At 65.4% G+C, this 25,388-nt stretch carries 26 protein-coding genes and 1 other RNA gene; 16 read left to right on the forward strand and 11 right to left on the reverse strand.

Annotation, left to right across the window (positions count from 1 at the left end; genetic code table 11):
- Positions 1-65 precede the first annotated feature (65 nt).
- The 8 genes from dapA (at position 66) to FQU96_RS10420 (ending at position 8,621) form a co-directional block, all read left to right on the forward strand.
- On the forward strand, positions 66-947 hold the full coding sequence (gene dapA / locus FQU96_RS10385) for a 4-hydroxy-tetrahydrodipicolinate synthase (protein ID WP_146540845.1): 882 nt from the start codon (positions 66-68) through the stop codon (positions 945-947).
- Positions 948-1,022: 75 nt separating this feature from the next.
- Positions 1,023-1,496 (forward strand): SsrA-binding protein SmpB, encoded by a 474-nt coding sequence (gene smpB, locus FQU96_RS10390; RefSeq protein WP_146540847.1) that lies wholly within the window; start codon positions 1,023-1,025, stop codon positions 1,494-1,496.
- 15 nt (positions 1,497-1,511) lie between these two features.
- The gene (locus FQU96_RS10395; protein WP_146540849.1) at positions 1,512-2,027 is read left to right on the forward strand and encodes a sigma-70 family RNA polymerase sigma factor; all 516 of its coding nucleotides are present in this window, start codon (positions 1,512-1,514) and stop codon (positions 2,025-2,027) included.
- 72 nt (positions 2,028-2,099) lie between these two features.
- The gene (locus tag FQU96_RS10400; RefSeq protein WP_146540851.1) at positions 2,100-3,071 is read left to right on the forward strand and encodes a FecR domain-containing protein; all 972 of its coding nucleotides are present in this window, start codon (positions 2,100-2,102) and stop codon (positions 3,069-3,071) included.
- A 206-nt stretch (positions 3,072-3,277) separates the two neighbouring features.
- Positions 3,278-5,647: a TonB-dependent siderophore receptor gene (locus FQU96_RS10405; protein ID WP_178130433.1), complete on the forward strand. Its 2,370-nt coding sequence runs from the start codon at positions 3,278-3,280 to the stop codon at positions 5,645-5,647.
- A gap of 22 nt (positions 5,648-5,669) precedes the next feature.
- A complete protein-coding gene (locus FQU96_RS10410) occupies positions 5,670-7,058 on the forward strand; it encodes a PepSY domain-containing protein (RefSeq protein WP_146540855.1) in 1,389 nt (462 codons plus the stop codon).
- A 77-nt stretch (positions 7,059-7,135) separates the two neighbouring features.
- A complete protein-coding gene (locus FQU96_RS10415) occupies positions 7,136-7,921 on the forward strand; it encodes a class II aldolase/adducin family protein (protein WP_146540857.1) in 786 nt (261 codons plus the stop codon).
- Between the two features lie 19 nt (positions 7,922-7,940).
- Positions 7,941-8,621, forward strand: coding sequence for an SDR family oxidoreductase (locus FQU96_RS10420; protein ID WP_146540859.1), 681 nt, complete (start codon positions 7,941-7,943; stop codon positions 8,619-8,621).
- 93 nt (positions 8,622-8,714) lie between these two features.
- Here the strand turns inward: FQU96_RS10420 and thiE are convergent, their stop codons facing one another.
- The 7 genes from thiE to tkt form a co-directional block, all read right to left on the reverse strand.
- The gene (thiE, locus tag FQU96_RS10425; RefSeq protein WP_146540861.1) at positions 8,715-9,362 is read right to left on the reverse strand and encodes a thiamine phosphate synthase; all 648 of its coding nucleotides are present in this window, start codon (positions 9,360-9,362) and stop codon (positions 8,715-8,717) included.
- A 26-nt stretch (positions 9,363-9,388) separates the two neighbouring features.
- Positions 9,389-10,309: a class I fructose-bisphosphate aldolase gene (locus FQU96_RS10430; protein ID WP_146540863.1), complete on the reverse strand. Its 921-nt coding sequence runs from the start codon at positions 10,307-10,309 to the stop codon at positions 9,389-9,391.
- A gap of 128 nt (positions 10,310-10,437) precedes the next feature.
- A complete protein-coding gene (locus FQU96_RS10435; RefSeq protein WP_146540865.1) occupies positions 10,438-11,364 on the reverse strand; it encodes an allantoinase PuuE in 927 nt (308 codons plus the stop codon).
- Positions 11,365-11,381: 17 nt separating this feature from the next.
- Positions 11,382-11,858, reverse strand: a complete 477-nt coding sequence (locus FQU96_RS10440) for an ureidoglycolate lyase (protein WP_146540867.1) — start codon at positions 11,856-11,858, stop codon at positions 11,382-11,384.
- 9 nt (positions 11,859-11,867) lie between these two features.
- A complete protein-coding gene (locus FQU96_RS10445) occupies positions 11,868-12,335 on the reverse strand; it encodes a hypothetical protein (RefSeq protein WP_146540869.1) in 468 nt (155 codons plus the stop codon).
- 141 nt (positions 12,336-12,476) lie between these two features.
- Entirely contained in the window at positions 12,477-13,484 is a 1,008-nt protein-coding gene (gap, locus tag FQU96_RS10450; RefSeq protein WP_146540871.1) for a type I glyceraldehyde-3-phosphate dehydrogenase, read from the reverse strand.
- Positions 13,485-13,537: 53 nt separating this feature from the next.
- Complete coding sequence (gene tkt, locus FQU96_RS10455; protein ID WP_146540873.1) at positions 13,538-15,556, reverse strand: transketolase; 2,019 nt, start codon at positions 15,554-15,556, stop codon at positions 13,538-13,540.
- A gap of 268 nt (positions 15,557-15,824) precedes the next feature.
- Here tkt and FQU96_RS10460 point away from each other — a divergent pair, with 268 nt between their 5' ends.
- The 6 genes from FQU96_RS10460 (at position 15,825) to FQU96_RS10485 (ending at position 19,305) form a co-directional block, all read left to right on the forward strand.
- Complete coding sequence (locus FQU96_RS10460; protein WP_146540875.1) at positions 15,825-16,058, forward strand: hypothetical protein; 234 nt, start codon at positions 15,825-15,827, stop codon at positions 16,056-16,058.
- Positions 16,059-16,147: 89 nt separating this feature from the next.
- Positions 16,148-16,504, forward strand: coding sequence for a cell division protein ZapA (locus FQU96_RS10465; protein ID WP_146540877.1), 357 nt, complete (start codon positions 16,148-16,150; stop codon positions 16,502-16,504).
- Between the two features lie 46 nt (positions 16,505-16,550).
- Positions 16,551-16,706: non-coding RNA, 6S RNA (ssrS, locus tag FQU96_RS10470), on the forward strand.
- A 73-nt stretch (positions 16,707-16,779) separates the two neighbouring features.
- The gene (locus tag FQU96_RS10475; RefSeq protein ID WP_370461366.1) at positions 16,780-17,823 is read left to right on the forward strand and encodes an amidohydrolase; all 1,044 of its coding nucleotides are present in this window, start codon (positions 16,780-16,782) and stop codon (positions 17,821-17,823) included.
- Between the two features lie 10 nt (positions 17,824-17,833).
- Entirely contained in the window at positions 17,834-18,583 is a 750-nt protein-coding gene (locus FQU96_RS10480; protein WP_178130434.1) for a bifunctional 2-polyprenyl-6-hydroxyphenol methylase/3-demethylubiquinol 3-O-methyltransferase UbiG, read from the forward strand.
- A 140-nt stretch (positions 18,584-18,723) separates the two neighbouring features.
- On the forward strand, positions 18,724-19,305 hold the full coding sequence (locus tag FQU96_RS10485; RefSeq protein WP_146540883.1) for an SGNH/GDSL hydrolase family protein: 582 nt from the start codon (positions 18,724-18,726) through the stop codon (positions 19,303-19,305).
- A 31-nt stretch (positions 19,306-19,336) separates the two neighbouring features.
- Here FQU96_RS10485 and FQU96_RS10490 read toward each other — a convergent pair whose 3' ends face one another.
- The gene (locus tag FQU96_RS10490; RefSeq protein ID WP_178130435.1) at positions 19,337-20,098 is read right to left on the reverse strand and encodes a mechanosensitive ion channel family protein; all 762 of its coding nucleotides are present in this window, start codon (positions 20,096-20,098) and stop codon (positions 19,337-19,339) included.
- A gap of 333 nt (positions 20,099-20,431) precedes the next feature.
- Between FQU96_RS10490 and FQU96_RS10495 the strand changes: the two genes are divergently transcribed.
- Complete coding sequence (locus tag FQU96_RS10495) at positions 20,432-21,034, forward strand: 5-formyltetrahydrofolate cyclo-ligase (protein WP_218574674.1); 603 nt, start codon at positions 20,432-20,434, stop codon at positions 21,032-21,034.
- Positions 21,035-21,038: 4 nt separating this feature from the next.
- On the opposite strand, the gene FQU96_RS10500 is transcribed toward FQU96_RS10495, so the two are convergent.
- The gene (locus FQU96_RS10500; RefSeq protein WP_178130436.1) at positions 21,039-22,190 is read right to left on the reverse strand and encodes an aromatic ring-hydroxylating dioxygenase subunit alpha; all 1,152 of its coding nucleotides are present in this window, start codon (positions 22,188-22,190) and stop codon (positions 21,039-21,041) included.
- Between the two features lie 178 nt (positions 22,191-22,368).
- Between FQU96_RS10500 and FQU96_RS10505 the strand changes: the two genes are divergently transcribed.
- Positions 22,369-23,178, forward strand: coding sequence for a TIGR00282 family metallophosphoesterase (locus FQU96_RS10505; protein WP_146540891.1), 810 nt, complete (start codon positions 22,369-22,371; stop codon positions 23,176-23,178).
- A 488-nt stretch (positions 23,179-23,666) separates the two neighbouring features.
- Here the strand turns inward: FQU96_RS10505 and FQU96_RS10510 are convergent, their stop codons facing one another.
- Both FQU96_RS10510 and FQU96_RS10515 read right to left on the reverse strand, forming a co-directional pair.
- On the reverse strand, positions 23,667-24,674 hold the full coding sequence (locus tag FQU96_RS10510; protein WP_146540893.1) for an NADPH:quinone reductase: 1,008 nt from the start codon (positions 24,672-24,674) through the stop codon (positions 23,667-23,669).
- Complete coding sequence (locus tag FQU96_RS10515) at positions 24,671-25,315, reverse strand: DJ-1/PfpI family protein (protein WP_146540895.1); 645 nt, start codon at positions 25,313-25,315, stop codon at positions 24,671-24,673. Before FQU96_RS10515 ends, FQU96_RS10510 begins: the two co-directional genes overlap by 4 nt.
- Positions 25,316-25,388 lie beyond the last annotated feature (73 nt).

Consider the following 25,388-nt stretch of genomic DNA (forward strand, 5'->3'; position numbering starts at 1 on the left):
GAGGGGCTAATTTGCCGAATCACGTTCGGGCGCGGTCCATTCACCGCGCTGTCAGGGAGATCACCATGTTCAGCGGATCGCTCGTCGCGCTCATTACGCCCTTCAAGAACGGCGGAGTCGACGAGAAAGCCTTCCAGGACTTCGTGTCCTGGCAGATCAAGGAGGGCACCGACGGGTTGATCCCGTGCGGCACCACCGGCGAGTCGCCGACGCTCAGCCACGACGAGCACAAGCGCGTGGTCGAGCTCTGTATCGAGGCGGCCAAGGGCACGGGCGTACCGGTCATCGCCGGCACCGGCTCGAACTCGACGGCCGAGGCGATCGATTTCACGAAACATGCCAAGAAAGCCGGCGCCGATGCCTGCCTGGTGGTGACGCCGTACTACAACAAGCCGACGCAGGAAGGCCTCTACCAGCACTTCAAGGCGATCAACGACGCCGTCGACCTGCCGATCATCATCTACAACATCCCGCCGCGTTCGGTGATCGACATGTCGATCGACACCATGGCGCGACTGGCGACGGACTGTAAGAATATCGTGGGCGTCAAGGACGCGACTTACGATATGGCGCGAGTGACGTTGACGCGGCTGAAGATCGGCAAGGATTTCTGCCAGCTCTCGGGTGAGGACGCCTCGGCGGTGGGCTTCCTGGGGCAGGGCGGCCACGGCTGCATCTCGGTGACGGCCAACATCGCCCCGCGCCTGTGCGCGGAGATGCACGATGCCTGGAAGGCGCGCGATCTCGATAAGGTGTTCGAGATCCAGGACCGCCTGATGCCGCTGCATAAGGCGCTGTTCGTCGAGACCAGCCCGTCACCGGTCAAGTACGGTGCCGAGCTGCTGGGCAAGTCCGACAGCAAGGTGCGCCTGCCGCTGGTGGCGCCGTTCGACGCCACCAAAAAGCAGGTGCGCGACGCCATGGTGCACGCCGGCCTGCTGAACTAGATATATACGAGGAGACCACGCACGGGCCGCGCCGGCACAGTCGGCGCGGCCCGTGCCGTCAGGAATGATGACGTCATGGCACGGCCGGTACTGATCGAAGGGCACATCGCGGCCCAAAACCGCAAGGCGCTGCACAACTACTTCATCGAGGAGCGGATCGAGGCCGGCATTGCGCTTACCGGTACCGAAGTGAAGTCGCTGCGCGGCGGCAAGAGCAATATCATCGATGCGCATGCCGCCGTCGTTCGCGACGAGCTGTGGCTGGTGAACGCCTACATCCCTGAATATACCCAGGGCAACCGCTTCAACCACGAGCCGCGTCGCAAGCGACGGCTGCTGCTGCATCGCCGCCAGATCAGCCGCCTGACGGGTGCTATCCAGCGCGAAGGCTACACGGTGGTGCCGCTGTCGATTTTCTTCAATACCCGCGGCATGGCCAAGGTGGAGCTGGGCCTGGCCAAGGGCAAGAAGCAGCACGACAAGCGGGCGACTGAAAAGACGCGCGACTGGCAACGCACCCGCCAGCGCTTGCTGAAGCGCGGCGAATAACGTCGGGCTGCTCGTGTGACCCCCCGGAACGGCGCGATCCTCAGCCTCTTTGCGGCCAACCGGGGCACGCTTGTCGACTATGCCAGCGGCATTGTCGGCAACCGTGCGCAGGCCGAGGACCTGGTTCAGGAAGCCTGGCTGCGGGTCGATGAGGCCGCCGGGCGGCGTCGGCTCGACGAACCGCTGCGTTACCTGTTTCGCATCGTGCGCAACCTCGCGCTGGACGGCCGCCGTCGGATGGCACGCGAGCGCCGCGTCGTTGTCGCCGACGACACGGGCGCGGAGGCCGTTACGACGGCCGCGGCCGATGCCACGCCGGAGAGCGTGACGCTCTACAAGGACGAGCTGCAACGCGTCATGGCGGCGATGGCCGAGCTTCCGGAGCGCACCCGCATCGCGCTCGAGATGCATCGTCTCGGCGGTTGCAAGCTCAGGGAGATCGCGGCGTTCCTCGATATATCCGTGGCGCTGGCGCACGTGCTGGTCGTCGAAGGCGTCGAACACTGCAAGCGCCGCGTCGGGCGGCCGTGACGGCGTGGCCCCGCCGGTCTCTGGAAAAGACGGCTTCGCCGGCGTCTGATAAGTAGAACGCCCGGGAGAGGCATGGTCATCAAACCGGATCGGACCCAGGAACAGGCCTCGAAGGAAGCGACGGAATGGCTCATCCTGTTGCAGGAGGAGCCCGACGACCCTGATCTTCGGCGGCGGTTCGAAACGTGGCGGTGTGAACGCCCCGGGAATGCAGCGGCCTGGGCCGCCACCATGCGCGTTTCAAGCCTGGTCGAAGCTGTTCCGCCAGCCGCCGCCGAGCGCTGGCGGCCCTTCGTTGCCGGCACGCGGCGGACACGCCTGCGCCGGCGCGGCCTGCAAATGGCCGCGCTGGCGGTTGCCGCCAGCCTCGCCGTTCTGGTCATGCCGGACATCCTGCTGCAGGTACGGTCGGACTATGCCACCGGCTCGGCGCAGACCCGTACCGTGACGCTGGACGACGGCAGCATCGTTGTGCTGGCGCCCGACAGCGCCATCGCGGTCGCCTACAGTGCCACCGAGCGGCGCATCGATCTGCTGGCGGGCGAAGCGTTCTTCGAGGTCACGGCGAATTCCGCCCGTCCATTCCGCGTGCTGGCGCGGCAGATCCGGGCGACCGTTGTCGGCACGGCGTTCGATATGGCCCGCCATGCCGATGGCGCGATGATCGCGGTGGAGCAGGGTGCGGTGCGGGTCGACTACCCGGCCGTATCGCCGCCGGTGACGGAGAGGCTGGAGCCGGGGCAGTCCGTGCGCGTCAGCTGGACCGGTGCGGTCGACCGCCGCGGCGGTCCGCCTTCCCAGGTGGCAGCCTGGCGGCGCCGGCAGCTCATCGCCCAGGACCAGCCCATGCGGGACGTGATCGACCAGCTCCGCCGCTACTATCGCGGCGCCATCATCGTGGCGGACTCGACGCTGGGCGACCGCCCGGTGACCGGCGTCTACAACCTGTCCGACCCCGTCGATGCCCTGCGCGGCATCGCGCGTGCCCATGGGGCGAGCGTGCGCCAGATCACGCCCTGGGTTCTCGTCGTCAATCGACCCTGACCAAAAAGATAAGCGATAACAATAAATTAGAAGGGACTGAAAATTTTCCTGGAAAATCCAGACCTGTCGTCGTCACCCCTGTAAAGGGTCAAGAATGAGACGCATTCGCATAATCTGCGGGTCGTCGGCAGCCTTGGCTAGCCAGTGACGACGGAGCAGCGACCATGGGGGTGATCAAGGGGAGCCGGAGAGGCCGGTGCCGGACGATGGCACCCGGCGTTCTCGTCATGGCGGTGGCCATGACCATGAATGCGGCCGTGCCGTCGTCGTTCGCCCAGAGTCCGATGACGGAGACTCGCCTGGCGCAGCTTGGCGCGCAGCGGAACTTCGAGATCCCGGCGCAGCCGCTGTCGAGTGCGCTGGTGCTCTTCGGCCAGCAATCCGGTCTTCAGGTCACCGTCGACGGCAGCGTCGTGCGCAGCCTCTCGGCCCAGGCCGTGAGCGGTACGATGACGGCGCAGCAGGCGCTTCAACGCCTTTTGGCAGGAACGGGCCTCACATATGCCGTGTCCGGCGGCACGACGATTGCCATCCAGAGTGCCCCGCGGGAATCGGAGGGACGCATCGAACTGGGACCGATCACGGTCGAGGGCAACAAGGAGTCGGGCTACGGCCCGGTCAGCGGGTACAAAGCGTCGCGATCGGCCACGGCCACCAAGACCGATACGCCGATCATCGACATTCCGTCCGCCGTCCAGGTCGTGCCGCGGGAGGTCATCCGGGACCAGAACGCGACCCGGCTGTTGGACGCGGTGAGGAACGTCAGTGGCGTGCAGGGCGGCGGCACGTCCGGCAATCGGTCCGACGGTTTTCTGCTGCGCGGCTTCTCGACCACGCGCGTGGCCAAGGATGGATTTCTGTCTGCATCGTCGTTCGGTGATGTCGGCTTCATTGACCTGGTCAACATCGAGCGCGTCGAAGTCCTGAAAGGCCCGGCGTCCGTGCTGTATGGACAGAACAACCCGGGTGGATTGATCAACCTGGTCTCCCGGAAGCCGCAGCCCAAGGCGTTCTACGGCTTCGACGGGACCTATGGCAGCAATGACTTCTATCGCGGCGAGATCGACCTCAATCAACCGCTGACCACCGATGGCAAGCTGCTGTTCCGGTTGAACGCGGCGTACCAGAACACCGACAGCTTCCGCGATTTCTTCGTCAATGCGAAACGTGCGGTGATCGCACCGTCGCTGCGCCTGGCTCTGCCGGACACCACCGTCGACCTGCAACTCGAATACTATTATCAGCGCCAGCAGTTCGATCGCGGGCTGGTGGCCATCGGCAAGCGCGCCGACCTGCTGCCCCGGGATCGCTATCTCGGCGAGCGCTTCTCGCGCGGCCCGTCAAGCGAGCTGCGTGTCAACGCCGTCGTCGATCACCGCTTCAATGAAGCGTGGTCGTGGCGCTCGTCATTTCGCGCCGCCTGGGGCGACCAGGATCGCTTGAGCGCCGATCCCCAGGGCCTGCGCGCCGATAATCGCACCCTGAACCGGCGCGCCGCCGATCTGCGGACGGACATCGGCAACTACGCGGCGCAGACTGAGGTCACGGGCAAGTTCGACACCGGTTTCCTGAACCACCAGCTGTTGGTCGGCTTCGACGCCAACTTCACGCGCTTCCGCTCCAGCTTGCGCACGGCATCGCTGGCTCCGATCGACATCTTCAATCCTGTGTACGGCGCCCGGCCGGGTGCGTTCGGTCCGGCCACCACCCAGAACCGGCAGATCGACCTCTACGGCTTCTATCTGCAGGATCTGGTTTCCATCGGCACGCAATGGAAACTGCTGCTGGGCGGACGGTTCGACTATGCGAAATCGAAGTTCAAGCGGGACGGCCAGATCATTACCGATGCAACGGACAAGGTGTTTTCCCCTCGGGTTGGCCTGGTGTTCCAGCCGGTGGAGAACTTGAGTCTGTATGCCAGCTACACCGAGTCGTTCCTGCCGTTCGTAACCGCGGTGAGCGCCAATGGCACACCCTTCAAACCGGAAGAGGGCCGGCAGATCGAGGTCGGCATCAAGCGCGACTGGCTGGATGGGCGTCTGTCGACCACGCTTGCCGTCTTTCAACTGACGCGCCGCAACGTGTTGACAGCCGATCCGGCCAATCCCGGCTTCTCCATTCAAACCGGGGAGCAGCGCAGTCGCGGCGTGGAAGTGGACATCAGCGGCGAGGTCATGCCGAACTGGAAGGTGTTCGGTTCGATCACCTATCTCGACGCCAAGATCACGGCCGATAGAACATTCGCCGTCGGCAACCAGCTGGCGAGCGTCCCGCGCTGGAGCGGCAGTATCTGGACCACGTACGCCATCAAGGGTGGGACGTTCGATGGCCTGGAGCTTGGCGGCGGTGTCTTCGCTGTTGGCCGCCGCAAGGGCGACCTGAACAACAGCTTCTCGGTGGCGGGCTACGCGAGTGTCGATCTGCTCGTGCGCTATCGGATCAACCAGAACCTGGAAGCGTCGTTCAACGTCAGCAACCTGTTCAATGCCAACTTCGTCGAAGCGGCGGTCAGCCGCACGGAGATCTATCCCGGGACACCGCGCTCGTTCTTCGGCCGGCTCAGTCTGAAGCTCTGAGCGGCGATCGTCGCCGACGTCGATGTTGCCCGAGCGACCGATCCAGAAAACCCGCCCAGGCATCCGAACCTGGTTCCGGGTTCACAGCTTCACCGGCGTGATCACCGGCTTGTTGCTGTTCGTCATTTGCTGGAGCGGCACGTTCGCGGTGATCGCCAACGAGATCGACTGGCTGATCACGCCGGCGTTGCGCGTGCGACCGCAAGATCAGCGCGCCGGCTGGGCCGAGATCAAGGCTGCAGCCGAGGCCGCCTATCCCACGGCAACGGTGACCATGATCAACGCGCCGCTGTATGACCGCGCCGCTGCCGTCGTTCGAATGACCCGGACGGACGGGGAGGGCGTGTGGGTGTTCGTGGATCCGTATCGGGCCCGGGTCACGGGCATCGCCAATGGGATGACCGTGCAGCGTTTCTTTCGCGATTTTCACCGCCGGCTGTTCTTCCCCAATCCGTGGGGCATATACGCGGTGTCCCTGTTCAGCGTGACCATGCTGACGTCGCTCGTTGCCGCGCTTTGTTTCTACAAGCGATGGTGGCGGCGCTTTTTCCAGTTCAAGGCCGGCGGTGGCCGCAGCCTGTGGAGCCAGCTGCACAAGATCGTGGGGTTGTGGAGCCTCTGGTTTGTGGTCGTCATCGGTCTCACGGGTCTGTGGTACCTGTTCGAGAACGCCCGCACCCACATTGGCGATGGCAAGGATGCCTATGCTGGGGAGCTCCGTTTCGCGGTCCACGCCGTGCCGCGACCGGCATCCGCGCGCAACCTGCCGCCGCTGCCGCTGAGCACACTGTTGGAGCAGGTCCGGCACCGTCGGGCGGATATCGATATCCAGACGATTCGCCAAGGCAGGGACGGCAGGCTGTACGTAGATGGTCAAGCCGGCCATCTGCTGGTCAGGGACAGGGCCAACCAGCTCTATCTGGACGCGCGAACCGGTGATGTCCTCTATGATCAACGCGCCTCCGACCTGCCGCTCTACTGGCGCTGGTCGGACACCGCTGATCCCTTGCACTTTGGCGATTTCGGTGGGTTGGTCAGCAAGCTGATCTGGTTCGTGTTCGGCCTGGCCTTGAGCGGACTCATCCTGACGGGGGCCTACCTTCATGCTCGGCGCCTCGCGCGGGAGGCCACTGGCCACCCGCGCGCGCGCATGCCCGGCGTTTTTGCCGCCTGCGTTGTCTCCCTCGTCTTGCTTGGCGCTTCAGTACCGTTCGGTGTCGACCTGGCCCGCTCCTATGGTCCGGTCGTCGATAACGTCAAACACCTTCCGGCAATGGCGCCGGGCATTCAGGCGGTGATCGGTGCGTGGGTGATCGTAACGCTCGCCATCATTGCAGCCTGGGTTTTCATGCTTTGGCGCCCGCAGGCCGTGGTCCCGCTGCGGGCGCCGGCCGGAAACCGCCAAACGTAGGGATCGCAATCCGCCGGCGTGTGCTCTAGATTTCGCTCCCGACGAACATCAGGGCGATCATCCGGGAGGACAACGCCATGGCCGCGACATCACGTTCCGTCGTCGATTCGACCAAGCGCGCCAAGTACAGTGAAGCCGAATGGCAGATGCGGCTGGATCTCGCCGCTGCCTATCGGCTGATCCGCCATTTCGGCTGGGACGATCTGATCTACAACCACGTGACCGCTCGGATTCCCGATCAGGACGATCGCTACCTGATCAATCCCTACGGGCACAACTACCACGAGATCACCGCGTCGAACCTGGTGCGCATCGACATCAAGGGCAACCTCTGCGAAGAGACGTCATCCGAGATCAACCCGGCGGGCTACGTCATCCACTCGGCCGTGCACGAGGCGCGCGAGGATGTCGTGTGCGTCCTGCACGTTCACAGCCACTACGCCACTCTGGTCTCGACCTTGGAGACGGGGTTCATGGCGCTCACCCAGGCCGGTTTCCAGTTCTACAATCGCGTCGCCTATCATGACTACGAGGGCTTCGCGCTCGATCTCGAGGAGCGCCGTCGCCTGGTGACCGATCTCGGCGAGCGCAACGTCATGGTGCTGCGCAACCACGGCGTCCTGACGACGGGCCGCAGTGTCGCCGAAGCCTTCCGACGCCTTTACTATTTCGAGCAGGCCTGCCGCACGCAGGTCGATGCCATGGCCGCCGGCAAGGTCAGCCAGCCGTCGGGCCAGGTCATGGAACACACGGCGCGCCAGTGGGAAGGCGGCGCCGCCGGCATCGGCGGCGGCACGACGACCCGCGAGTGGCCGGCGTTGCTGCGGCTGCTCGACGAGAAGGATCCGAGCTGGCGGACATAAGCCTTCCGAGGAGATCAAGATGCCGACTCTGCTGATCACGGGCGCCAACCGTGGGCTGGGGCTTGAGTTCGTGAAGCACTACGCCGCGGCCGGCTGGCGGGTGCACGCCTGCGCGCGCCAGCCCGACGCGCCGGCGTTGAAAGCCATCGCGGGCGACGTGCGCACCTACAAGCTCGATGCGACGGACTGGGCCGGTATCGCCACCCTGGCACAGGCGCTGCGCGGTGAGGCGATCGACCTGCTGCTGGCCAACGCCGGCATTTCAGGGCAGGCGGCCGGCGAACTCGGTACGATCGAGCCCAGTGTGTGGACACAGACGTTTCTCACCAACGCGCTGGCGCCGGTGAAGCTGGCCGAGGCGTTTGTGACCCATGTCGCCGAATCCAAGCTGCGGCTGATGATCGCCATCAGCAGCCGCCTGGGCAGCATCTCGCTGAACGACGGCGGCGGACGCTATGCCTACAACGCCAGCAAGTCGGCATTGAACATGGGCTGGAAGAGCCTGTCGGTCGACCTCAAGGGACGCGGCATCACCTGCGTGGTCCTGCACCCGGGCTGGGTGTCGACCGACATGGGCGGCGCGCAAGCGCCGGTCACGCCGCCGCAGTCGGTCGCCGGGATGACGCACGTCATCGCCGAACTGAAGCCGACCGACTCGGGCAAGTTTTTCAACTTCGACGGTGCGCCGCTGACGTACTGACCCCTGTCATTCCGGGCGGAGCGAGGAATCTTTCGGCAGCGATGGGTTGGTGCAGCGCGGAAAGATCCCTCGCTGCGCTCGGGATGACAGCAATTACGCGCAGGAGTCGAAGACGGCGTTGAACCGGCGCACGGCTTCGGTGGGGCCATCAGCATGGCCCCATACGCCGTTGGCGACCGCGAGGAAATCGGTGCCGGCTTCGACCAGTGGGCGGCAGTTGTCGGCGGTGATGCCGCCGATGGCGACCGACGGCACGGTCATGATCTCGCTCCACCAGGCGAGGATCTCGACCGGCGCCGGCGTGGTGACATCCTTGGTCTGCGACGGGAAGAACGCACCGAAGGCGACATAGTCGGCGCCGGCTTCGGCGGCTTCCATGGCCAGATGGCGCGAAGCGTGGCAGGTCACGCCGACGATGCGGTCCGGGCCGAGCAGGCGGCGTGCCTCGGCGTAGGATGCGTCCTCCTGGCCGACATGCACGCCATCGCAGTCGAGCTTCAGTGCCAGGTCCGGCCGGTCGTTCATCACGAACGCGACGCCGCGTTGTTGGCAGACTGGCCGCAATACATCGGCGGTACGCGCGATCACGTCGTCCGCCACGTCCTTGAGGCGCAGCTGCAGCACGGCGACGTCACCGCCGTCGAGCGCCGCGCGCAGCTCGTTGGCGAACAGCGACGGATGCGCGATCGTCGGTGGCGTGATGAGGTAGAGGCGGCAGCGGGCCGGGCCTTCGGTTGACATGATGGAAGGCCCGGCCCGTTGGATCGTTACATCTTGCCCTGATAGATCGCGATGATCTTGTCGAGCATGTCGAGCGCCTCGTCGCGTGGGCGCTGGAAGGTGTTGCGGCCGATGATCGAGCCGTTGGCGCCGCCGTCGCGCAGGCCGCGGATCTCGTTGTAGAGGCCGTCGAGATCCTTCGCCTCGCCGCCCGAGAACACCACGATGCGCCGGCCGTTGAAAGACGACTGCATGACGTGGGCGATGCGCTTGGCCAGCGTCGAGATGTCGATCTTCTGCTTCTCGTAGACAGCCTTGGCCTCGGGTTGCCACAGCACGTCCGTCGGCGGCTTCACCTTGATGATGTGGGCGCCGAGCAGTGCCGCCATGTGGGCGGCATAGGCGCACACGTCCATCGCCGTCTCGCCCGCCTTGTCGAGCTTGCCGCCGCGCGGATACGACCAGATGACGACGGCAAGTCCGTAGGACTTGGCCTCGCTCGCCATCTCGCGGATCTCCTCGAACATCGCGTACTGGTCTTCGGAGCCGGGGTAGATCGTGAAGCCGATGGCCGAGCAGCCGATGCGCAGCGCGTCTCTCACCGAGGCGGTGACGGCCTGGTCCTTGTTGGTCGACAGGCTGTTGGCGCTGTTGACCTTGAGGATGGTCGGAATGGCGCCGGCGAAGGTGCCGGCACCGGCCTCGAGCGGGCCCAGCGGCGCGGCATAGGCATTGAGGCCGGCGTCGATCGCGAGCTGGTAATGATAGTGCGGATCGTAGGCGTCGGGGTTGGGCGCGAACGAGCGCGCCGGGCCATGCTCGAAGCCCTGATCGACCGGCAAGATCACCATCTTGCCGCTGCCGCCCAGCTTGCCGTGCATGAGCATGCGGGCAAGGTTGCCCTTGGTGCCGGGGTTGTCGCTTTCGTAGTTGTCGAGGATCTTCTTGACCGTCCGGGTGATCTTCACGGGGGCACTCCTTGGATCGATATGCGAAAGCCCACCGGGGGCCGGGTGGACGTCACGGCACGCTTCAAAATGCGGCGTTTTCTTACCGACGGATGACCTTTTTGTCTATCGGTCAGGCCCGCGGGGCCTCACTCATTGAGGCCTTTGCCCGGGTAGGGGTGTGTGACCATCCAGTGGCGCGCGATATCGACACGGCGCGTGACCCAGACATCCTTGTGGCGCATGACGTGGTCGAGCAGCCGCTGTAGTCCGGCCGCGCGTGCCGGATGGCCGATCAGGCGCATGTGCAGGCCGACCGACATCATCTTGGGATGCTGTGCGCCTTCGGCGTAGAGCATGTCGAAGGCATCGCGCACAAAGGAGAACCACTGATCCGACGTGCCCATCCAGCCGGCATATTTGCCGTCATTGGTCGTGAGCGAATAGGGCACGACCAGGTGTGCCTTGCCGTCGACCGTCTGCCAGAAGGGCAGTTCGTCGGCGTACGAATCGGAATCGTAGAGGAAGCCGCCTTCCTCGACCACGAGACGGCGGGTGTTGATGCTGGGTCCATAGCGGCAGTACCAGCCCAAGGGTCGCTCGCCGACGGTGTTCTGGAGGGAGGCGACGGCCTTCTGGATATGCTCGCGTTCCTCGGCTTCGGTGAGCTCGAAATGCTGGATCCAGCGCCAACCGTGGCAGCATACGTCGGAGCCCGAGTCGCGGATCGCCTGGGCCGCCTGTGGATTGCGCTCCAGCGCCAGCGCACATCCGAACACGGTGAGCGGCAGGTTGCGCTCCTGGAACAGTCGCATCAGGCGCCAGAACCCGACCCGGCTGCCGTACTCGAACATGCCTTCGCCGGCAAGATCGCGGCCGATCTTCACGTCGGGCGGGCGGCCCCAGGCTTCGGTCAGGGCGGTTTCCGTGCGGCCTTCGCCGTCCTGCACCGAGGGCTCGGAACCTTCCTCGTAATTCATCACGAAGTTGATCGCGAGCCGCGCGCCGTTGGGCCATTTCGGATCGGGCGGATGGGCGCCATAACCAATGAAGTCGCGCTCGGGCTGCCAGACCATGCGGGAACCTCCAACAATCAACCAGGTGCGTCGACAGTGAACGGCGTGACAGGCACGAATTCCTCGTCGCCGGCGCTGCCGTCACGCCACATGAAGACGGCGAAATGCGCCGGCCGATCGAGCACGGTCAGGCCGTGGTGCCATGTGTTGGGACGGTAGGTGACGCCCTGCCATCCGGTCGCGACGAAGGCCTCGGCCTTGGCCGCATCGGGCCCGCCGGCAGCTGCGTGAGGACAGACGATGATGACCCACCGCGACGCATCGATCGGCACGAATGTCTGCGATGAGAATTCATGGCGCTCCAGCATGCTGACATCCAGCGGCAGGCCGTCGATCGGTGCGCGATGCGACACTGACATGCTCGGCCGGGCGCTGGGCCGTGCGTTGCCAAGCCCATTCTCGAAGTAGGTTCGCCCCGGTTCGGCCGGGGCCGTCAGCACGTCGCCGTAGGGCGCGAACGCCTCTGCCGTCAGTGCCTTGACGATCAATCGCATGCCATTCTCCTAGGCTTGCGCCGCCATGCGTTGACGGCAGGCGCGCAGCGGGTCCTTTTCGTGGATCAGGTCGAGTGCCGCCGCCGGTCGTTGCCGCAGGCTGGCGCCGTGCTTGGCGACGATGTCTGTCAGGCGGGTGCGCGCTGCATCGTTGCCATCGAAAATCAGGTGCTTCAGACCGACTCGCAAGGCGGCCATGACATGGCCGGGTGCACCGTCGCAGTCGACGATCAGCTCGGCGTCGACATCGGCAAACAGTTCCTGGCGGCGTCGCTCGATCGCAGCCCAGAAACCGACACCGCCCGTATAAGTGCTGCCCGGTGGCGCCAACAGGGTGACGGCTCGCGACGCTTCGCGGGCCGACGTCAGCGCCGCCGCGACGTGCTTCCAGCCATGCACGCGCACAACGAGCGCGTCGCGCCGCGTCGACTTCGCCGACGGGCGGTGGCGGGGCAGCGCAATGACGTTGTCGCTCAACGGATCCGGCTCATACAGGTGTCTGCCGCGGCCAGCATGGCGCAAGCGCGCTCACCGGAGAAGCGAATTGGCACGCCGACAACGACGAAGGCCCCGTCAGTGACGGGGCCTTCAACATCACGCTGCAGAATTTGGAAAGGATCAGCCCAGCTTGCCCATGGCGACGGCGGTGTCGCTCATGCGGTTGGAGAAGCCCCACTCATTGTCGTACCAGCTCATGACGCGCACCAGCGTGCCGTCCATCACCTTGGTCTGGTCCATGTGGAAGATGGACGAGTGCGGATCGTGGTTGAAGTCCATCGACACGTTCGGGCTGTCCGTGAAACCCAGGATACCCTTGAGCTTGTTGCCGGCGGCACGACGGATGGCGTCGTTGATCTCTTCCTTGGTGGTCTTCTTCTTGGCCACGATCTTGAGATCGATCACCGAAACGTTGGGTGTCGGCACGCGGATCGAAACGCCGTCGAGCTTGCCGACGAGTTCCGGCAGCACCAGGCCGATGGCCTTGGCGGCACCGGTCGACGTCGGGATCATCGATAGCGCCGCGGCGCGGCCGCGATAGAGATCCTTGTGCAGCGTGTCGAGCGTCGGCTGGTCGCCGGTGTAGGCGTGCACCGTGGTCATGAAGCCCTTGTCGATGCCGACGACGTCGTTCAGCACCTGTGCCACCGGCGCCAGGCAGTTGGTCGTGCACGAGCCGTTGGACACCACGAGGTGATCCTTGGTGAGCTTGTCGTGATTGACGCCGTAGACGACCGTGAGGTCGGCGTTGTCGGCCGGCGCCGAAACCAGCACGCGCTTGGCGCCGGCGGTCAGATGCGCCGATGCCTTGTCCTTGCTGGTGAAGATGCCGGTGCACTCCAGTGCCACGTCGATGCCCATCGCCTTATGCGGCAGCTTCGACGGATCGCGCTCGGCGGTGACCTTGATCTTGCCGCGGCCGGCATCGATCGTGTCGCCGTCGACCTTCACCTCGTGCGGAAAGCGGCCGTGCACCGAATCGAAGCGCAGAAGATGCGCATTGGTCTCGACCGGGCCGAGATCGTTGATGGCCACGACCTCGATATCCTTGCGGCCGGACTCGATGATGGCGCGCAGCACGTTACGGCCGATGCGGCCAAATCCGTTGATGGCAACTCGAACAGCCATGGTTCATCACCCTCCAATTGTTTGAGATCGTAGCGTGCAGCCTTGCCGGGCGACTACGCCATTCTTGTGACCATTGTTTTCGCCGCGGCGGCGATCGCGTCCGACGTGATGCCGAAGTGCTTGTAAAGCTCCTGGTATTTGCCCGACGCGCCGAAGCCGGTCATGCCGACGAACGTGCCGTCCGTGCCCAGCCAGCGTTCCCAGCCGAAGCCGCTGGCCGCCTCGCAGGCGACCCGCGCCGTGCCGGCGCCGCCGAGCACTTCAGCGCGGTAGGCATCGGATTGCCGTGCGAACAGTTCCCACGAGGGCATCGAGACCACTGCGGCGGCGATGCCGTCCTTGGCGAGGATCTCGCGGGCGGCCAGGGCCAGATGCACCTCCGAGCCGGTGGCGATCAGCCGCACTTTGTCCGATGCGGCGCCGGCCAGGATGTAAGCGCCCTTGGCCGAGCGGTTCTCGGCATCGGCGCCGCGGATCGTCGGCAGGTTCTGGCGCGTGAGCGCCAGTACGCTGGGATGGTCCTGCGTCCGCAGCGCCAGCTCCCAGCACTCGGCGGTCTCGATGGCATCGGCCGGGCGAAACACATGCAGGTTGGGAATCGCGCGCAGGGCCGCCAGTTGCTCGACTGGCTGATGCGTCGGTCCGTCTTCGCCCAGGCCGATCGAATCATGCGTCATGACGTAGACGACGCGCTGGTGCATCAGCGCCGACAGGCGGATCGATGGCCGGCAATAGTCGGTGAACACCAGGAACGTGCCGCCGTAGGGGATGACGCCGCCATGCAGCGCCATGCCGTTCATCGCGGCCGCCATCGCGTGTTCGCGGATGCCGTAGTAGACGTAGCGCCCATCGTAGCTGCCGTGCTTGATCGGCCCCGTGGTCGCGGTCTTGGTGTTGTTGGAACCGGTCAGGTCGGCCGAGCCGCCGATGGTTTCCGGCACCACGGGGTTGATCGCCTCCAGCACTTCCTGGCTCGACTTGCGCGTGGCCCACGACGGCTTGTCCGCCGCGACCTTGGCCTTGAAGGCCGTGAGCGCCGTCGCCAATGCTTCGGGTAACGCGCCGGACTGCCGGCGGTTCCATTCCTGCCGGTCGGCTTCGGGCAGTGCCGCGACCTGGTTCTCCCACGCCGTGCGCTGCGCGGTGCCGCGGGCGCCGGCTGTGCGCCATGCCGACAGGATCGCTGACGGTACATCGAATGGCGCGTACGGCCAACCCAGCTTGGCGCGGGCGCCAGCCACCTCATCCTTGCCCAGCGGCGAGCCGTGCGTCGCCGCCGTGCCTGCCTTGGTCGGTGCGCCGTAGCCGATGGTCGTGCGGCAGGCGATCAGCGAGGGCCGATCGGTGACGGTGCGGGCGTGGCGGATGGCGGCCTCGATTTCCGCCGGGTCATGCCCGTTGACGCGCGAGACGTGCCAGTTCGCCGCCGCGAAGCGCATCAGGTGGTCTTCGGATGTCGATAGCGACGTGGGACCATCGATCGAGATGCCGTTGTCATCGAACAGCACGGTCAGCCGGCCGAGGCCAAGATGGCCGGCCAGCGTGATGGCCTCCTGGCCCACGCCCTCCATCAGGCAGCCGTCGCCGGCGATGGCGTAGGTGTAGTGATCGACCACGCCGTCACCGAAGCGGGCCGCCAGGATGCGCTCGGCGAGGGCCATCCCGACGGCGTTGCCCAGCCCCTGGCCCAACGGACCGGTGGTGGTTTCGATACCGCTGGCATGGCCGTATTCCGGGTGGCCGGCGGTCTTCGACCCGAGCTGGCGGAAATGCTTGATCTCGTCCAGCGTCATGTCCTGGTAGCCGGTGAGATACAACAGCCCATACAGCAGCATCGAGCCGTGCCCGGCCGACAGCACGAAGCGATCGCGATCGGGCCAGCGCGGCGCCGACGCGTCGAACTTCAGGAACTTGGTGAACAGCACCGTGGCCACGTCGGCCATGCCCATGGGCATACCGGGATGGCCCGAGTCGGCTTGCTGGACCGCGTCCATGGCGAGCGCCCGGATCGCGTTGGCCATGTCGTTGTGGGAAACGGACTGCGCGTCCGCCGTGGGGGCGGGGGCGGTCATCTTGGGCATCGGACCCCTGATCGGGTAAACATGCCGGCGCAGCTATACCGCCCGGGCCTTGGCAGGCGGCGGCAAAATGCCGGCCGTGCCGCGCGGCGTCAATCCGCCTTTGCCGTGACCGAGCTCTGCGCGCTGGTGTATGCCTGTGGACAACCCACGAGATGTAGTGGAAGAAACCGGCAATTTACCGCGAGATGTTGACCTTTGCCGGTCTCGCCGTCATGCTTGTAGATGAGGTATGGGACCGAGTGGGTTGGGAATGCAGCCAATGTCGAAACTCGACGAAGCCAAGGGCAAGGTGAACACTGCCCTGAGCCGTCTGGAGCGGATGGTCGAGGACCGATTGCGGGTCGAGACCGAACGCGCCGACGAGCTTGCCGCCAAGCTGACGCGGCTGGAGCGCGATCATGAGCAGCTCAAGCGGGTAGCGACCGACGTCGAGGCCCGCCTTGAGCGCGCCATGGAGCACATTCGGACACTGCTGGCGGAAGACCAGCGATAATTCGCGTACGAACGTTGACCGAAGCAACAGCTTCGGCAAAAGTCTTCGTGTCAGAAATCAAGAACGAAACCCCTCAAGAGACTAATATCATGCCCCAAATCACGATTCGTATCGGTTCCCGCAGCTATGATCTGGCCTGCGGTGAGGGTCAGGAAGACCGCACGCACGCCTTGGCTGCCGAGGTCGACGCCTGCCTGACCGAGTTGCGCATCCAGATGCCGAACGCGCCCGAGGCCAAGCTGCTGGTGTTCGTCGGCCTGATGATGGCCGACCGCGTCCAGGAGGCGCAGCGGGACGCCGAGGCAGCACGGGCGGAACTTGCCGAGGCCCGTGGTGAGCTCGATGCGGATGCGCCGCAGAAGGGAGACACCATCCCGGTGGAAGAACTGTTCTCCCGCCTGGAGAATCGTATCGAGACGTTTGCCCGCAAAGTCGCAGCCGCGTAAGGCGCGGTTGCCGCGACGCCGCCTCGCCCCTACATTGAGGTGGGGCGGATGTCTGCGTGGTGCGTGAGCCGCACTGAACCCTGGGGCCAATGCTCTCCTCTAGGGAGCTGTTCCTGGCCTTGATCCTGGTCTCGGCCACACGGTGCCCACCTGCGTTTGCAGGCCACAGAGGTTAGACACGGCGCACGGCCAACGTGGTGCCGCCCCACTTTTTCCCTACCGCTCTCGTCCGTCTCCTATGGCAGGCTCGGCCCGACGCAAACGCTGGAGGCCGCCTGATGACATCGCAAACGCCGACGCCCCCGCTGGGCAATGTCTTTCCGCCCAACGCCGATTGGCTTGCGCAGCGGCACGAAGCGGCACTGGAGCCCGGCCTGCCGATCGTCGATCCGCATCATCATCTGTGGGAGCGGTCCGATCATCGCTATCTGATGCAGGACCTGCTCGATGACACCGGCGCCGGTCACAACGTGATCGCCACGGTGTTTGTCGAGTGCATGGCGATGTATCGCGCCGCCGGGCCCGAAGAAGCCAAGCCGGTGGGCGAGACGGAGTTCGTCAATGGCGTCGCCGCCATGAGCGCCAGCGGCGGCTACGGTACGACCAGGCTGTGCGCCGGCATTGTCGGTTTCGCCGACCTCATGCTGGGCGATCGCGTGACGCCGGTCCTCGAGGCGCACGTGCGCGCCGGCGGCGGGCGGTTCCGCGGCATCCGCCACGCCGCGGGCTGGGATGCCAGCCCCGACATCCGCAACAGCCACACCAATCCGCCGCAGGGTTTGCTTGGCGATGCCACGTTTCGCGCCGGCTTTGCCCGACTGGCGCCTCTGGACCTCACGTTCGACGCCTGGCTGTATCACCCGCAGCTTGAGGAACTCCTGGGGCTCGCGCGGGCGTTTCCCGGCACCACGATCATCCTCGACCATGTCGGTGGTCCGCTCGGCTACGGCCCCTATGCCGGCAAATCCGATGACACGTTCCAACAGTGGTCGTCGTCGATCCGGGCGCTGGCGGCGTGCCCCAACGTCGTTGTGAAGCTGGGTGGCCTCGGCATGCGCATCGGCGTCTTCGATTTCCACAAGCGCGCCGCGCCTGTGCCGTCGCAGGATCTGGCTGCTGCCTGGAAACCGTGGATCGATACCTGCATCAATGCCTTCGGCGCCGAGCGGTGCATGTTCGAAAGCAACTTCCCGGTCGACAAGATCACCTGCAGCTACGCCGTGCTGTGGAATGCCTTCAAGCGCCTGGCTGCCGGTGCCTCGCCGTCGGACAAGGCGGCGTTGTTCAGCGGTACGGCAAGCCGCGTTTATCGGCTTTGATGCGACGACCATGAGTGGCGCCAATCAGGTCTTCGAGGATGACGGCGCTGCGGCGATCTACGATGCCTTCAACCAATGGTCAGCGGGCGACGACTTCTATCGTGCGCTGGCGCGGCAGAGCGGTGGCCGGGTCCTCGACCTCGGCTGCGGCACGGGCATGCTGGCGTGTCGCATCGCGTCCGACGGCCGGGATGTGACCGGTGTCGATCCGGCGGAGGCCATGTTGCGCGTCGCACGGGCGCGGCCGGGCGCAGACGAGGTCACGTGGGTGAACAGCAATGGCCAGAGGCTGGATCTGACACAGCGCTTCGATCTGATCTACATGACCGGTCACGCTTTTCAGGCCTTGCTGACGGACGAAGACGTGCTGGCGGTTCTCTCCAACGTCGTTCGTCATCTGGCGGCTGATGGCCGGTTCGCTTTCGAGACCCGAAATCCGGCGGCACAGGCCTGGCGGCGCTGGACGCCGGCGCGGACACGCACTGTTGTTGAAACGGCCGAGCATGGCCGGATCGAGCAGTGCTTCGACGCCGTCGCCGACGACAGGACAGGAGTCGTCGCGATTACGCAACACGATCACTATCTCGATACGGGCGTGCGGCGGGCCGGCCACAGCCGCATTCGTTTCATCAGCCAGGATCACGTTTCGGATCTGCTGACGCGTGCGGGTCTGGCGGCCGTGGCCTGGTACGGTGATTGGGACCGCGGGCCTTTCACCGCCGCAAGCCGGGAGATTATCGCAGTGACCCGGGGAGCTTGACGGATCACTGCTGCTCAACGGTAAGGCGCAAATCAGCCACGCAATTGCTGCGCTTCCGGCAGTGCCGCACAACAGCCACCATCGACCCACCAGGGCCACGACACAAGGCGGCCGATGAAGGTTTGTGCGGGGAGGGCAGGATGTGGGGGCGTTTCCTGCTGGCGTCGCTGTTGACGGGATGGATTTACCCGGCGCTGGCTGAGCCGCCCGCGATCGCGCTGCTGGGCGACAGCTTCGCCGTGGGCTTGGCGCCGTATGTCAAAGCCAAGGTACAGCGGGCCGTGGTCGGTGGATCCGTCCAGTATTTCTGGGAGGACACGCCGGGCATCGACAACCATACGCACGTCATTGTCGTGCTGGGCACCAACGACAGCCTGGAATACGGACTGGAGAACAGCGCCGCCTATGTTCACCAGGTTGGGCGCATCGTGACCAACCTGACCCAGCGCGGCCGTGAAGTGCTCTGGGTCGGTCCACCCTGCATCCTGCCCGGTCACACGACGCTGTCCGACGAGCGGGTACGCAAGGTGGATGCGCTGCAACAGGAAACCATGGCGCGCCTGGACCTGCCGCGCGCCCATCATATTTCGTTGAGGCCCATGACCGAACGCGGTGGCATCTGTTCGCCCGAGAATCGCGAACCGGACCAGGTTCATTTCACCGCCCGCGGCTACGAGGCCGTCACCCGTTTCATTCTCTCGCGGCTGACACAGGTTCCCTGATGGGGTTCTTCGGCCATCGGCCGCGGCATGATCAGGCGGCCCGGCGCAGCTCATCAACGACGTTGGCAACGCTCCACGCCAGTGACTCGGTGACCTGATCCGCCTGATGCGCCTCGGTCCATGCGCTCACACGGAACGTGACGCCGGCGGCATCGATGGTTGCTGCCGCGGCCGTGGCTGGCGGATCTGCGGCCACGCCTGAGACATTGGCTGCCGCCTGCGTCAGCGCCGCGCGGGCTCGCGGCAGGTCCTGGTTCCAGGGAACGAGACAGTTGACGGTAATCCGCAGGCGCGGGTTGACGCTCAGGTTTTGGATGATGTCACCCCAGACCTTACCGTTGGGCAGGATGACGCGGACATTGTCGATCGAATCGAGGTGGGTCGTGAACATGTCGAGGTCCCGCACCTGGCCGCGGTACGAACCAAGCTGCACCAGGTCGCCGACAGCGAAGGGCCGGAACAGCAACAGCATTACGCCGGCGGCGAGATTCGACAGCGTTCCCTGCAGCGCCAGTCCGATCGCCAGGCCCGTCGCGCCGAACACGGCAATGACACTGGCGGTCTGCACGCCGAACTGGCTCAGCACCGCAATGCCGACCAGCGCCAGCACGCCATAGTGGACGATGCTGGCGAGAAAGCCGACCAGCATGCTGTCGATGCGGGGCACCCGGCGCAGCAGCCGCTCGGTCGTGCGACCCGCCCAGCCCGCCAGCAGCCAGCCGACAACGAGGATCGCGATGCCGCCCAGGACACTGAGCGCATAGGTCGCAATCAGCGCCCACAGTGATTTCAAGGCATCTTCCATCGCCAGTTAACGCCTCTTCGGAAGCTCGGTGGACAGGTGGAGAGCGCTGCATCTCGTCAGTGTAGGCCGACGATCTGCCCCGGGGCATGATCCCGCCGTCTAATACGGGCTGTGCAGGGTGTTGGAATGGGTCGGCCGCCGGGACCGCGATGGTGACCTTGCCCCCACGCAACACGCGGACTTGGGGGAGAACTTGCCGTCCGGCGTCACGCGGGGACAAGGCCTATCGCCGGATCACTCCGGCTGTGAATTCAACGTCGGTGCCGGGGCAAGGTTCCTCGGAACTGGACGCCGACAAAGCGGTGCCGCATGGTCGTTCGCATGACGATGGCATCGGTCGAGCACGAGAAACGGGCATTGCGCGCGGCCATGCGTGCCCGGCGCGCGGCGATAGACCCGGCGGACCGGGCGGCCGCCGGCCCGGCGCTGGCGTCCATCTGGCGGCGCGAAAAGCCGGTGCTCACGCCCCATGCGGATGGGAGATCGGCGTCGATCGCCGGCTTCTGGCCCAAGGGCGACGAGATCGATCTGCGGCCGCTGCTGCGGGCCCTGCATGACGATCAGTACGAAGTGGCCCTGCCGGTGACGCCTGCGGATGCATCGCCTCTGCGCTTTGCGCTGTGGACTCCGGATGCGGTGCTGGTGCCGGGTGTCTTCGGCACATCCGAACCGTCCGCCGAGGCGACAATCGTCGAGCCCGACGCGCTGCTGGTGCCGCTACTGGCTGTCGATGCCGACGGCTATCGGCTGGGCTATGGCGGTGGCTACTATGATCGTACGCTGGCGGCGCTGCGTTCACGTCGCCGCGTGATCGCCATCGGTATCGGCTTCGAGGCGCAGCGCGTGGACCAGGTGCCACGCGGCGCCCACGATCATCGGCTCGACTGGCTGCTGACCGATCGCCGATTGCTGGCGTTCGCCTGAGTCCTCAGGCCGCCGCCAGCGCTTCCTTCAGCGATCGGTGGAATTCGTGCAGACCCAGTTCGTTGCGGCCGAAGATCACGTGATCCTGGGCGCCGCTGGAGAAGCCCTGTTGGATGGTACGGGCCATCGGGAAGTCCTCGGCATGCACCGTGCCGCGCACGATGTCCCAGTTCTTCTCCCAGCGCAGCCGATCCTCCTCGCCCACGACCTTGTCCGGGCTGAGCAGCCACAGGCGCACCATGCAGCGGTTGGGATCGTCGCCGTCCGGTACCGCGGTCCAGAATTCGACGTGATCGCGCTGCCAGACGACCACGGCATTGGGGAAGACGCGGTGAATGATCACCGTGTGATCGGCAACGTTGCGCTGATCCGCCGGGATATCCTTCAGCGCCGGCAGGAAGCTCTTGCGCGGCGCGATGAACCGGCTGTGCGGGCCAAACTGCTCATTCAGCGCACCCTTGCCTTCGATGAAGCGGCCCACCGTCTTCGTGTGCAGGTACGGCAGGTGATAGAGCTCCAGGAAGGTGTCGACCACCAGCTTCCAGTTCAGCTTCTCGGGAAACCGCTCGAAGCGGAACACGGCAGCCCCTGGAATCTTCAGGTCGGCCAGAACCTGGTTCATGGGGCCGAGAAAGGTGTCGATGTCCATCGCCATGCCGGCGGTCGGGATCAACCAGACCAAGCCGTGCTTCTCGACGACGGGTAGCGACACCAGCCCGCGCTGGGCGCGGTCGATCCCGGCAAAACCCTCGGCCATGGGGACGTGCCGCAACGCGCCGTCGCCGCCGTAGACCCAGCTGTGGAATTTGCAGGTGAACGTGCGCGCGGTACCGCATTCGGCCTCGACCACCCGGCAGCCGCGGTGCCGGCAGACATTGTGGAATGCCTTCAGCGAGCCGTCGTCCTGGCGCACGATCACCGCCGATATGCCATCGATGTCGACGGTGCGGAACTCGCCGGGTTTGGCGAGTTCATCAGCGGCAGCCACGATCAGGGGCGTACGGCGAAACAGCAGGTCGCGCTCGCGGCGGGCATGTGCCGGATCGATGTAGTCGGCGACCGGCTGCACATACTCGTCGTCGGCCATCTGGGTGGTGTTGGCAGCCAGCAGGGCGAACATCTGATCGCCCCAGCGGCGCTGGGTCGCGGCATCCATGGGCGTTCCTCCTGCCCCAGTATGATCAAGAGCGATCCGGTGCGCGAGTGGCCGCGCCACTGGACCGGATCGCATGGCAAAACGCAGCCGAGCGGTGGTGCCTGTCGCCGGCGTCGCGTTGCCGCCGCCGCGGCGAGGCGGTAAGGGGATGGCGGGGCGAGCGAGCACAGTCGAGGTCATGAAAGTTCTATTCTGCGGTGACATCGTCGGGCGGTCCGGCCGCGACATCGTGATTCGCGAAGTGCCGGCGCTGCGCTCCCGGCTGGGATTGGATTTCGTCGTCGTGAACGGCGAGAACGCTGCGGCTGGCTTCGGCATCACGGGACGGATTTGCGAGGACCTGCACGCCGCCGGGGTCGACGTCATCACTGGCGGCAATCATTCCTGGGACCAGAAAGATATCCAGGGCTACATCGCCCAGGACAAACGCCTGCTGCGTCCGATCAATTATCCGGCGGGGACACCCGGGTTCGGCAGCGGCATCTACGAGACGGCGTCTCGCAAGCGGGTCGTGGTGATCAACGTTATGACGCGCCTGTTCATGGATCCGCTGGATGATCCGTTTCAGGCGTTGGAGGCGCAGCTCAAGCTCCATCGACTGGGGACCACGGCCGATTTCATCCTGATCGATGTCCATGGCGAGGCCACCAGCGAAAAGCAGGTCGTCGGCTACGCCTGTGACGGGCGGGCCTCGCTGGTGGTCGGCACGCACACCCATGTGCCGACCGCCGATGCGCGCATCCTGCCGGGCGGCACGGCATATCAGTCTGACGCCGGCATGTGCGGCGACTACGACTCGATCATCGGCATGAAGAAGGAAATCGCCATGCCGCGCATGATCCGCAAGCTGCCGGGCGAACGCCTGGCGCCGGCGGAAGGGAACGCAACCCTCTGTGGTGTCTACATCGAGACCGATGACCGCACGGGCCTGGCAATGGCTGTGAAACCGGTACGCATCGGAGCAACGCTCGCCGAGACCGTCATCTAGTCTAAAGATTTCAAGGATGTGTTCGATATTTTCGAACCAAGAATTTAACAGGATCGCCTGACTGGAAGGAGAGGGAGGCAGCCTGCTCGTGTGCGCCGTTGGAAGTGAAGTTTTGGGTGATAAAATAATAGGAATTTAAATCAGTCGACTATCAGACTCTTCTAATGTGGAAGATCAGATTCGTGGCGAGATCTCACCAGATCCTGACCAACTTTGGCACCAGTCTCGATTGACCGCCTCAGTCCAGCCACGTTGACGCAGGATGTTGTATGCGGGGGCCCTGCGATAACCCCAGGGGCTGTGGGTTGCACTTCGCTGTTGACGTCATCGCAAAAAGAATCAAAAGTCATTGTTATTGAACGGTTTTTAGCCCAATCGTTCGCCGGATTTTCTCGGTTAGAGGGGGCGTCGGAACCACGGTTCCGACGTTTTTTAGGCGGGGGTCTCGTACCCCCGCCCTTTTTTTGCGCTGTGGACCTCTGCCGCGATCAGTCGATATCCACCACGACATGGCCAATCTTGGCGCCGGCTTCGACACAGGCATGGGCGTCGGCCGTCGCGGCCAGGGAAAAGCGCTGCGCGATGGCGAAGCGGGCGCCGTTGGGATTGTCGGTGCTGGCAAGACCGCGATCGGCGAGCCAGCGTGCGATGTCGCGGATCGCCTGGGCGCGTTGCTGCGCAGTGATCGTGTACATCAGCACCGGCCGGATCACGACGTTCTTCAGGATGCTGGCGTAGAAGGGGAGTTGCGCGACCGGCGTCTTGGAGCCGTAGTACACGAGCACGCCCTGATCGCGCAGCAACGTGAGATCCATGTCGAGGTTTTCGCCGAGTTCGACCTCGATGATGCGATGCACGCCAGCGCCGGCCGTCAGCTGCATCACCCGCGCGATGACATCTTCGGTCCGGTAGTTGATCACGGCATGCGCGCCGGCCGCCTCGGCGTGAGCCGCCTTCTCCGGACCGCTGACCGTTGCGATCACGTAGGCACCGGCCCAGCGCGCCAGCTGCACGGCATAGTGGCCGACAACGCCGGCGGCGCCGCAGACCAGGATCGTCTCGCCGGTCGGTGGTCCGTCGGCGAACAGGCAGCGATGGGCTGTCAGCAAGGGGATCGCAACGCACGCGCCCTGGGCGTAGTCCAGCGTCGATGGCAGGCGCACGGCCATGTCGGACGGCAGGGCGCAGAGCTGGGCCGCCGTGCCGTTCCAGCGGCCATAGGCGGCATTCCATGTCCAGACCCGCTCACCGATGCGCGCCGCCGGTACGCCGGCACCGACGGCGACGATCTCGCCGGCAGCGTCGCTGTGCGGGATCTGGCGCGGCACAGCCATCTTGGCGCGCAGGCCGGCGCGCGACTTGACGTCTGACGGGTTCACCGCCGATGCGCGGATGCGCACCAACACCTCGCCGGGGCCCGGCTCGGGATCCGGCAGGTCACCGACCTGGATCACGGCATGCGCAGGGCCGTTGCGCTCGTACCACGCTGCTCTCATGACGGAACTCCGGTCGGGGGTGCCGATAGCAGTGCACGGGCGCGCACCAGCGTCGGCATGGTCGATTTCGCGGGGTGGCCGCAGTCGAATGGTGGCTGCGGATCGTACTCGATGACCAGCTGCACGGCCTCTGCGGTGGCGGCGTCGGTGAGCCGTGCCGCCAGGGCAAGGGCCATGTCGATACCGGCCGACACGCCGGCCGCCGTGATCGTCTTGCCGTCTTCGACGATGCGGGCCGTGACCGGCGTGGCGCCGTGCTTGCGCAGGCTGTCCAGGACGGCCCAATGCGTGGTCGCGCGCTTGTCGCGCAACAGTCGGGCGGCGCCCAGGACCAGCGCGCCGGTGCAGACCGACGTGGTCCACTGCGTCGTGGCGTCGATGGCCCGTACCCAGTCCAGGACGCGCGCATCGCGCAAGAGCGGGCGCACGTCCGAGGCGCCGGGCACCAGCAGCACGTCGGCTCGGGCAATATCGGCGATCGCCGCGCATTGCTCGAACACCAAGCCTGTGTCGGTGGTGACGCGCCCACCGGCAGGGCTGGCCACGCGGCCGAGAACCCCCGGCACGCGCGACAACACTTCCCACGGGCCGATCGCGTCGAGCGTGGTCATGCCGTCGTAGAAGAGGAAGACGATCTCCAAGGAAAACCTCCGCGGCGAATGGCGACAGGACACCACAGGTTCCGTGCCGGATGCCAGCGCTCGCCTCTTGCGG

This window comes from Reyranella sp. CPCC 100927 (assembly GCF_007859315.1).
GTDB lineage: Bacteria > Pseudomonadota > Alphaproteobacteria > Reyranellales > Reyranellaceae > Vineibacter.

What these genes read in the sequence shown, in the direction of transcription:
- dapA (WP_146540845.1), top strand. Translation starts at nt 66, where the DNA reads ATGTTCAGCGGATCGCTCGTCGCGCTCATTACGCCCTTCAAGAACGGC.
- smpB (WP_146540847.1), top strand. Translation starts at nt 1,023, where the DNA reads ATGGCACGGCCGGTACTGATCGAAGGGCACATCGCGGCCCAAAACCGC.
- FQU96_RS10400 (WP_146540851.1), top strand. Translation starts at nt 2,100, where the DNA reads ATGGTCATCAAACCGGATCGGACCCAGGAACAGGCCTCGAAGGAAGCG.
- FQU96_RS10405 (WP_178130433.1), top strand. Translation starts at nt 3,278, where the DNA reads ATGGCACCCGGCGTTCTCGTCATGGCGGTGGCCATGACCATGAATGCG.
- FQU96_RS10410 (WP_146540855.1), top strand. Translation starts at nt 5,670, where the DNA reads ATGTTGCCCGAGCGACCGATCCAGAAAACCCGCCCAGGCATCCGAACC.
- FQU96_RS10415 (WP_146540857.1), top strand. Translation starts at nt 7,136, where the DNA reads ATGGCCGCGACATCACGTTCCGTCGTCGATTCGACCAAGCGCGCCAAG.
- FQU96_RS10420 (WP_146540859.1), top strand. Translation starts at nt 7,941, where the DNA reads ATGCCGACTCTGCTGATCACGGGCGCCAACCGTGGGCTGGGGCTTGAG.
- thiE (WP_146540861.1), bottom strand. Translation starts at nt 9,362, where the DNA reads ATGTCAACCGAAGGCCCGGCCCGCTGCCGCCTCTACCTCATCACGCCA.
- FQU96_RS10435 (WP_146540865.1), bottom strand. Translation starts at nt 11,364, where the DNA reads ATGGTCTGGCAGCCCGAGCGCGACTTCATTGGTTATGGCGCCCATCCG.
- FQU96_RS10440 (WP_146540867.1), bottom strand. Translation starts at nt 11,858, where the DNA reads ATGCGATTGATCGTCAAGGCACTGACGGCAGAGGCGTTCGCGCCCTAC.
- gap (WP_146540871.1), bottom strand. Translation starts at nt 13,484, where the DNA reads ATGGCTGTTCGAGTTGCCATCAACGGATTTGGCCGCATCGGCCGTAAC.
- tkt (WP_146540873.1), bottom strand. Translation starts at nt 15,556, where the DNA reads ATGACCGCCCCCGCCCCCACGGCGGACGCGCAGTCCGTTTCCCACAAC.
- FQU96_RS10460 (WP_146540875.1), top strand. Translation starts at nt 15,825, where the DNA reads ATGTCGAAACTCGACGAAGCCAAGGGCAAGGTGAACACTGCCCTGAGC.
- FQU96_RS10465 (WP_146540877.1), top strand. Translation starts at nt 16,148, where the DNA reads ATGCCCCAAATCACGATTCGTATCGGTTCCCGCAGCTATGATCTGGCC.
- FQU96_RS10480 (WP_178130434.1), top strand. Translation starts at nt 17,834, where the DNA reads ATGAGTGGCGCCAATCAGGTCTTCGAGGATGACGGCGCTGCGGCGATC.
- FQU96_RS10485 (WP_146540883.1), top strand. Translation starts at nt 18,724, where the DNA reads ATGTGGGGGCGTTTCCTGCTGGCGTCGCTGTTGACGGGATGGATTTAC.
- FQU96_RS10495 (WP_218574674.1), top strand. Translation starts at nt 20,432, where the DNA reads ATGACGATGGCATCGGTCGAGCACGAGAAACGGGCATTGCGCGCGGCC.
- FQU96_RS10500 (WP_178130436.1), bottom strand. Translation starts at nt 22,190, where the DNA reads ATGGATGCCGCGACCCAGCGCCGCTGGGGCGATCAGATGTTCGCCCTG.
- FQU96_RS10505 (WP_146540891.1), top strand. Translation starts at nt 22,369, where the DNA reads ATGAAAGTTCTATTCTGCGGTGACATCGTCGGGCGGTCCGGCCGCGAC.
- FQU96_RS10510 (WP_146540893.1), bottom strand. Translation starts at nt 24,674, where the DNA reads ATGAGAGCAGCGTGGTACGAGCGCAACGGCCCTGCGCATGCCGTGATC.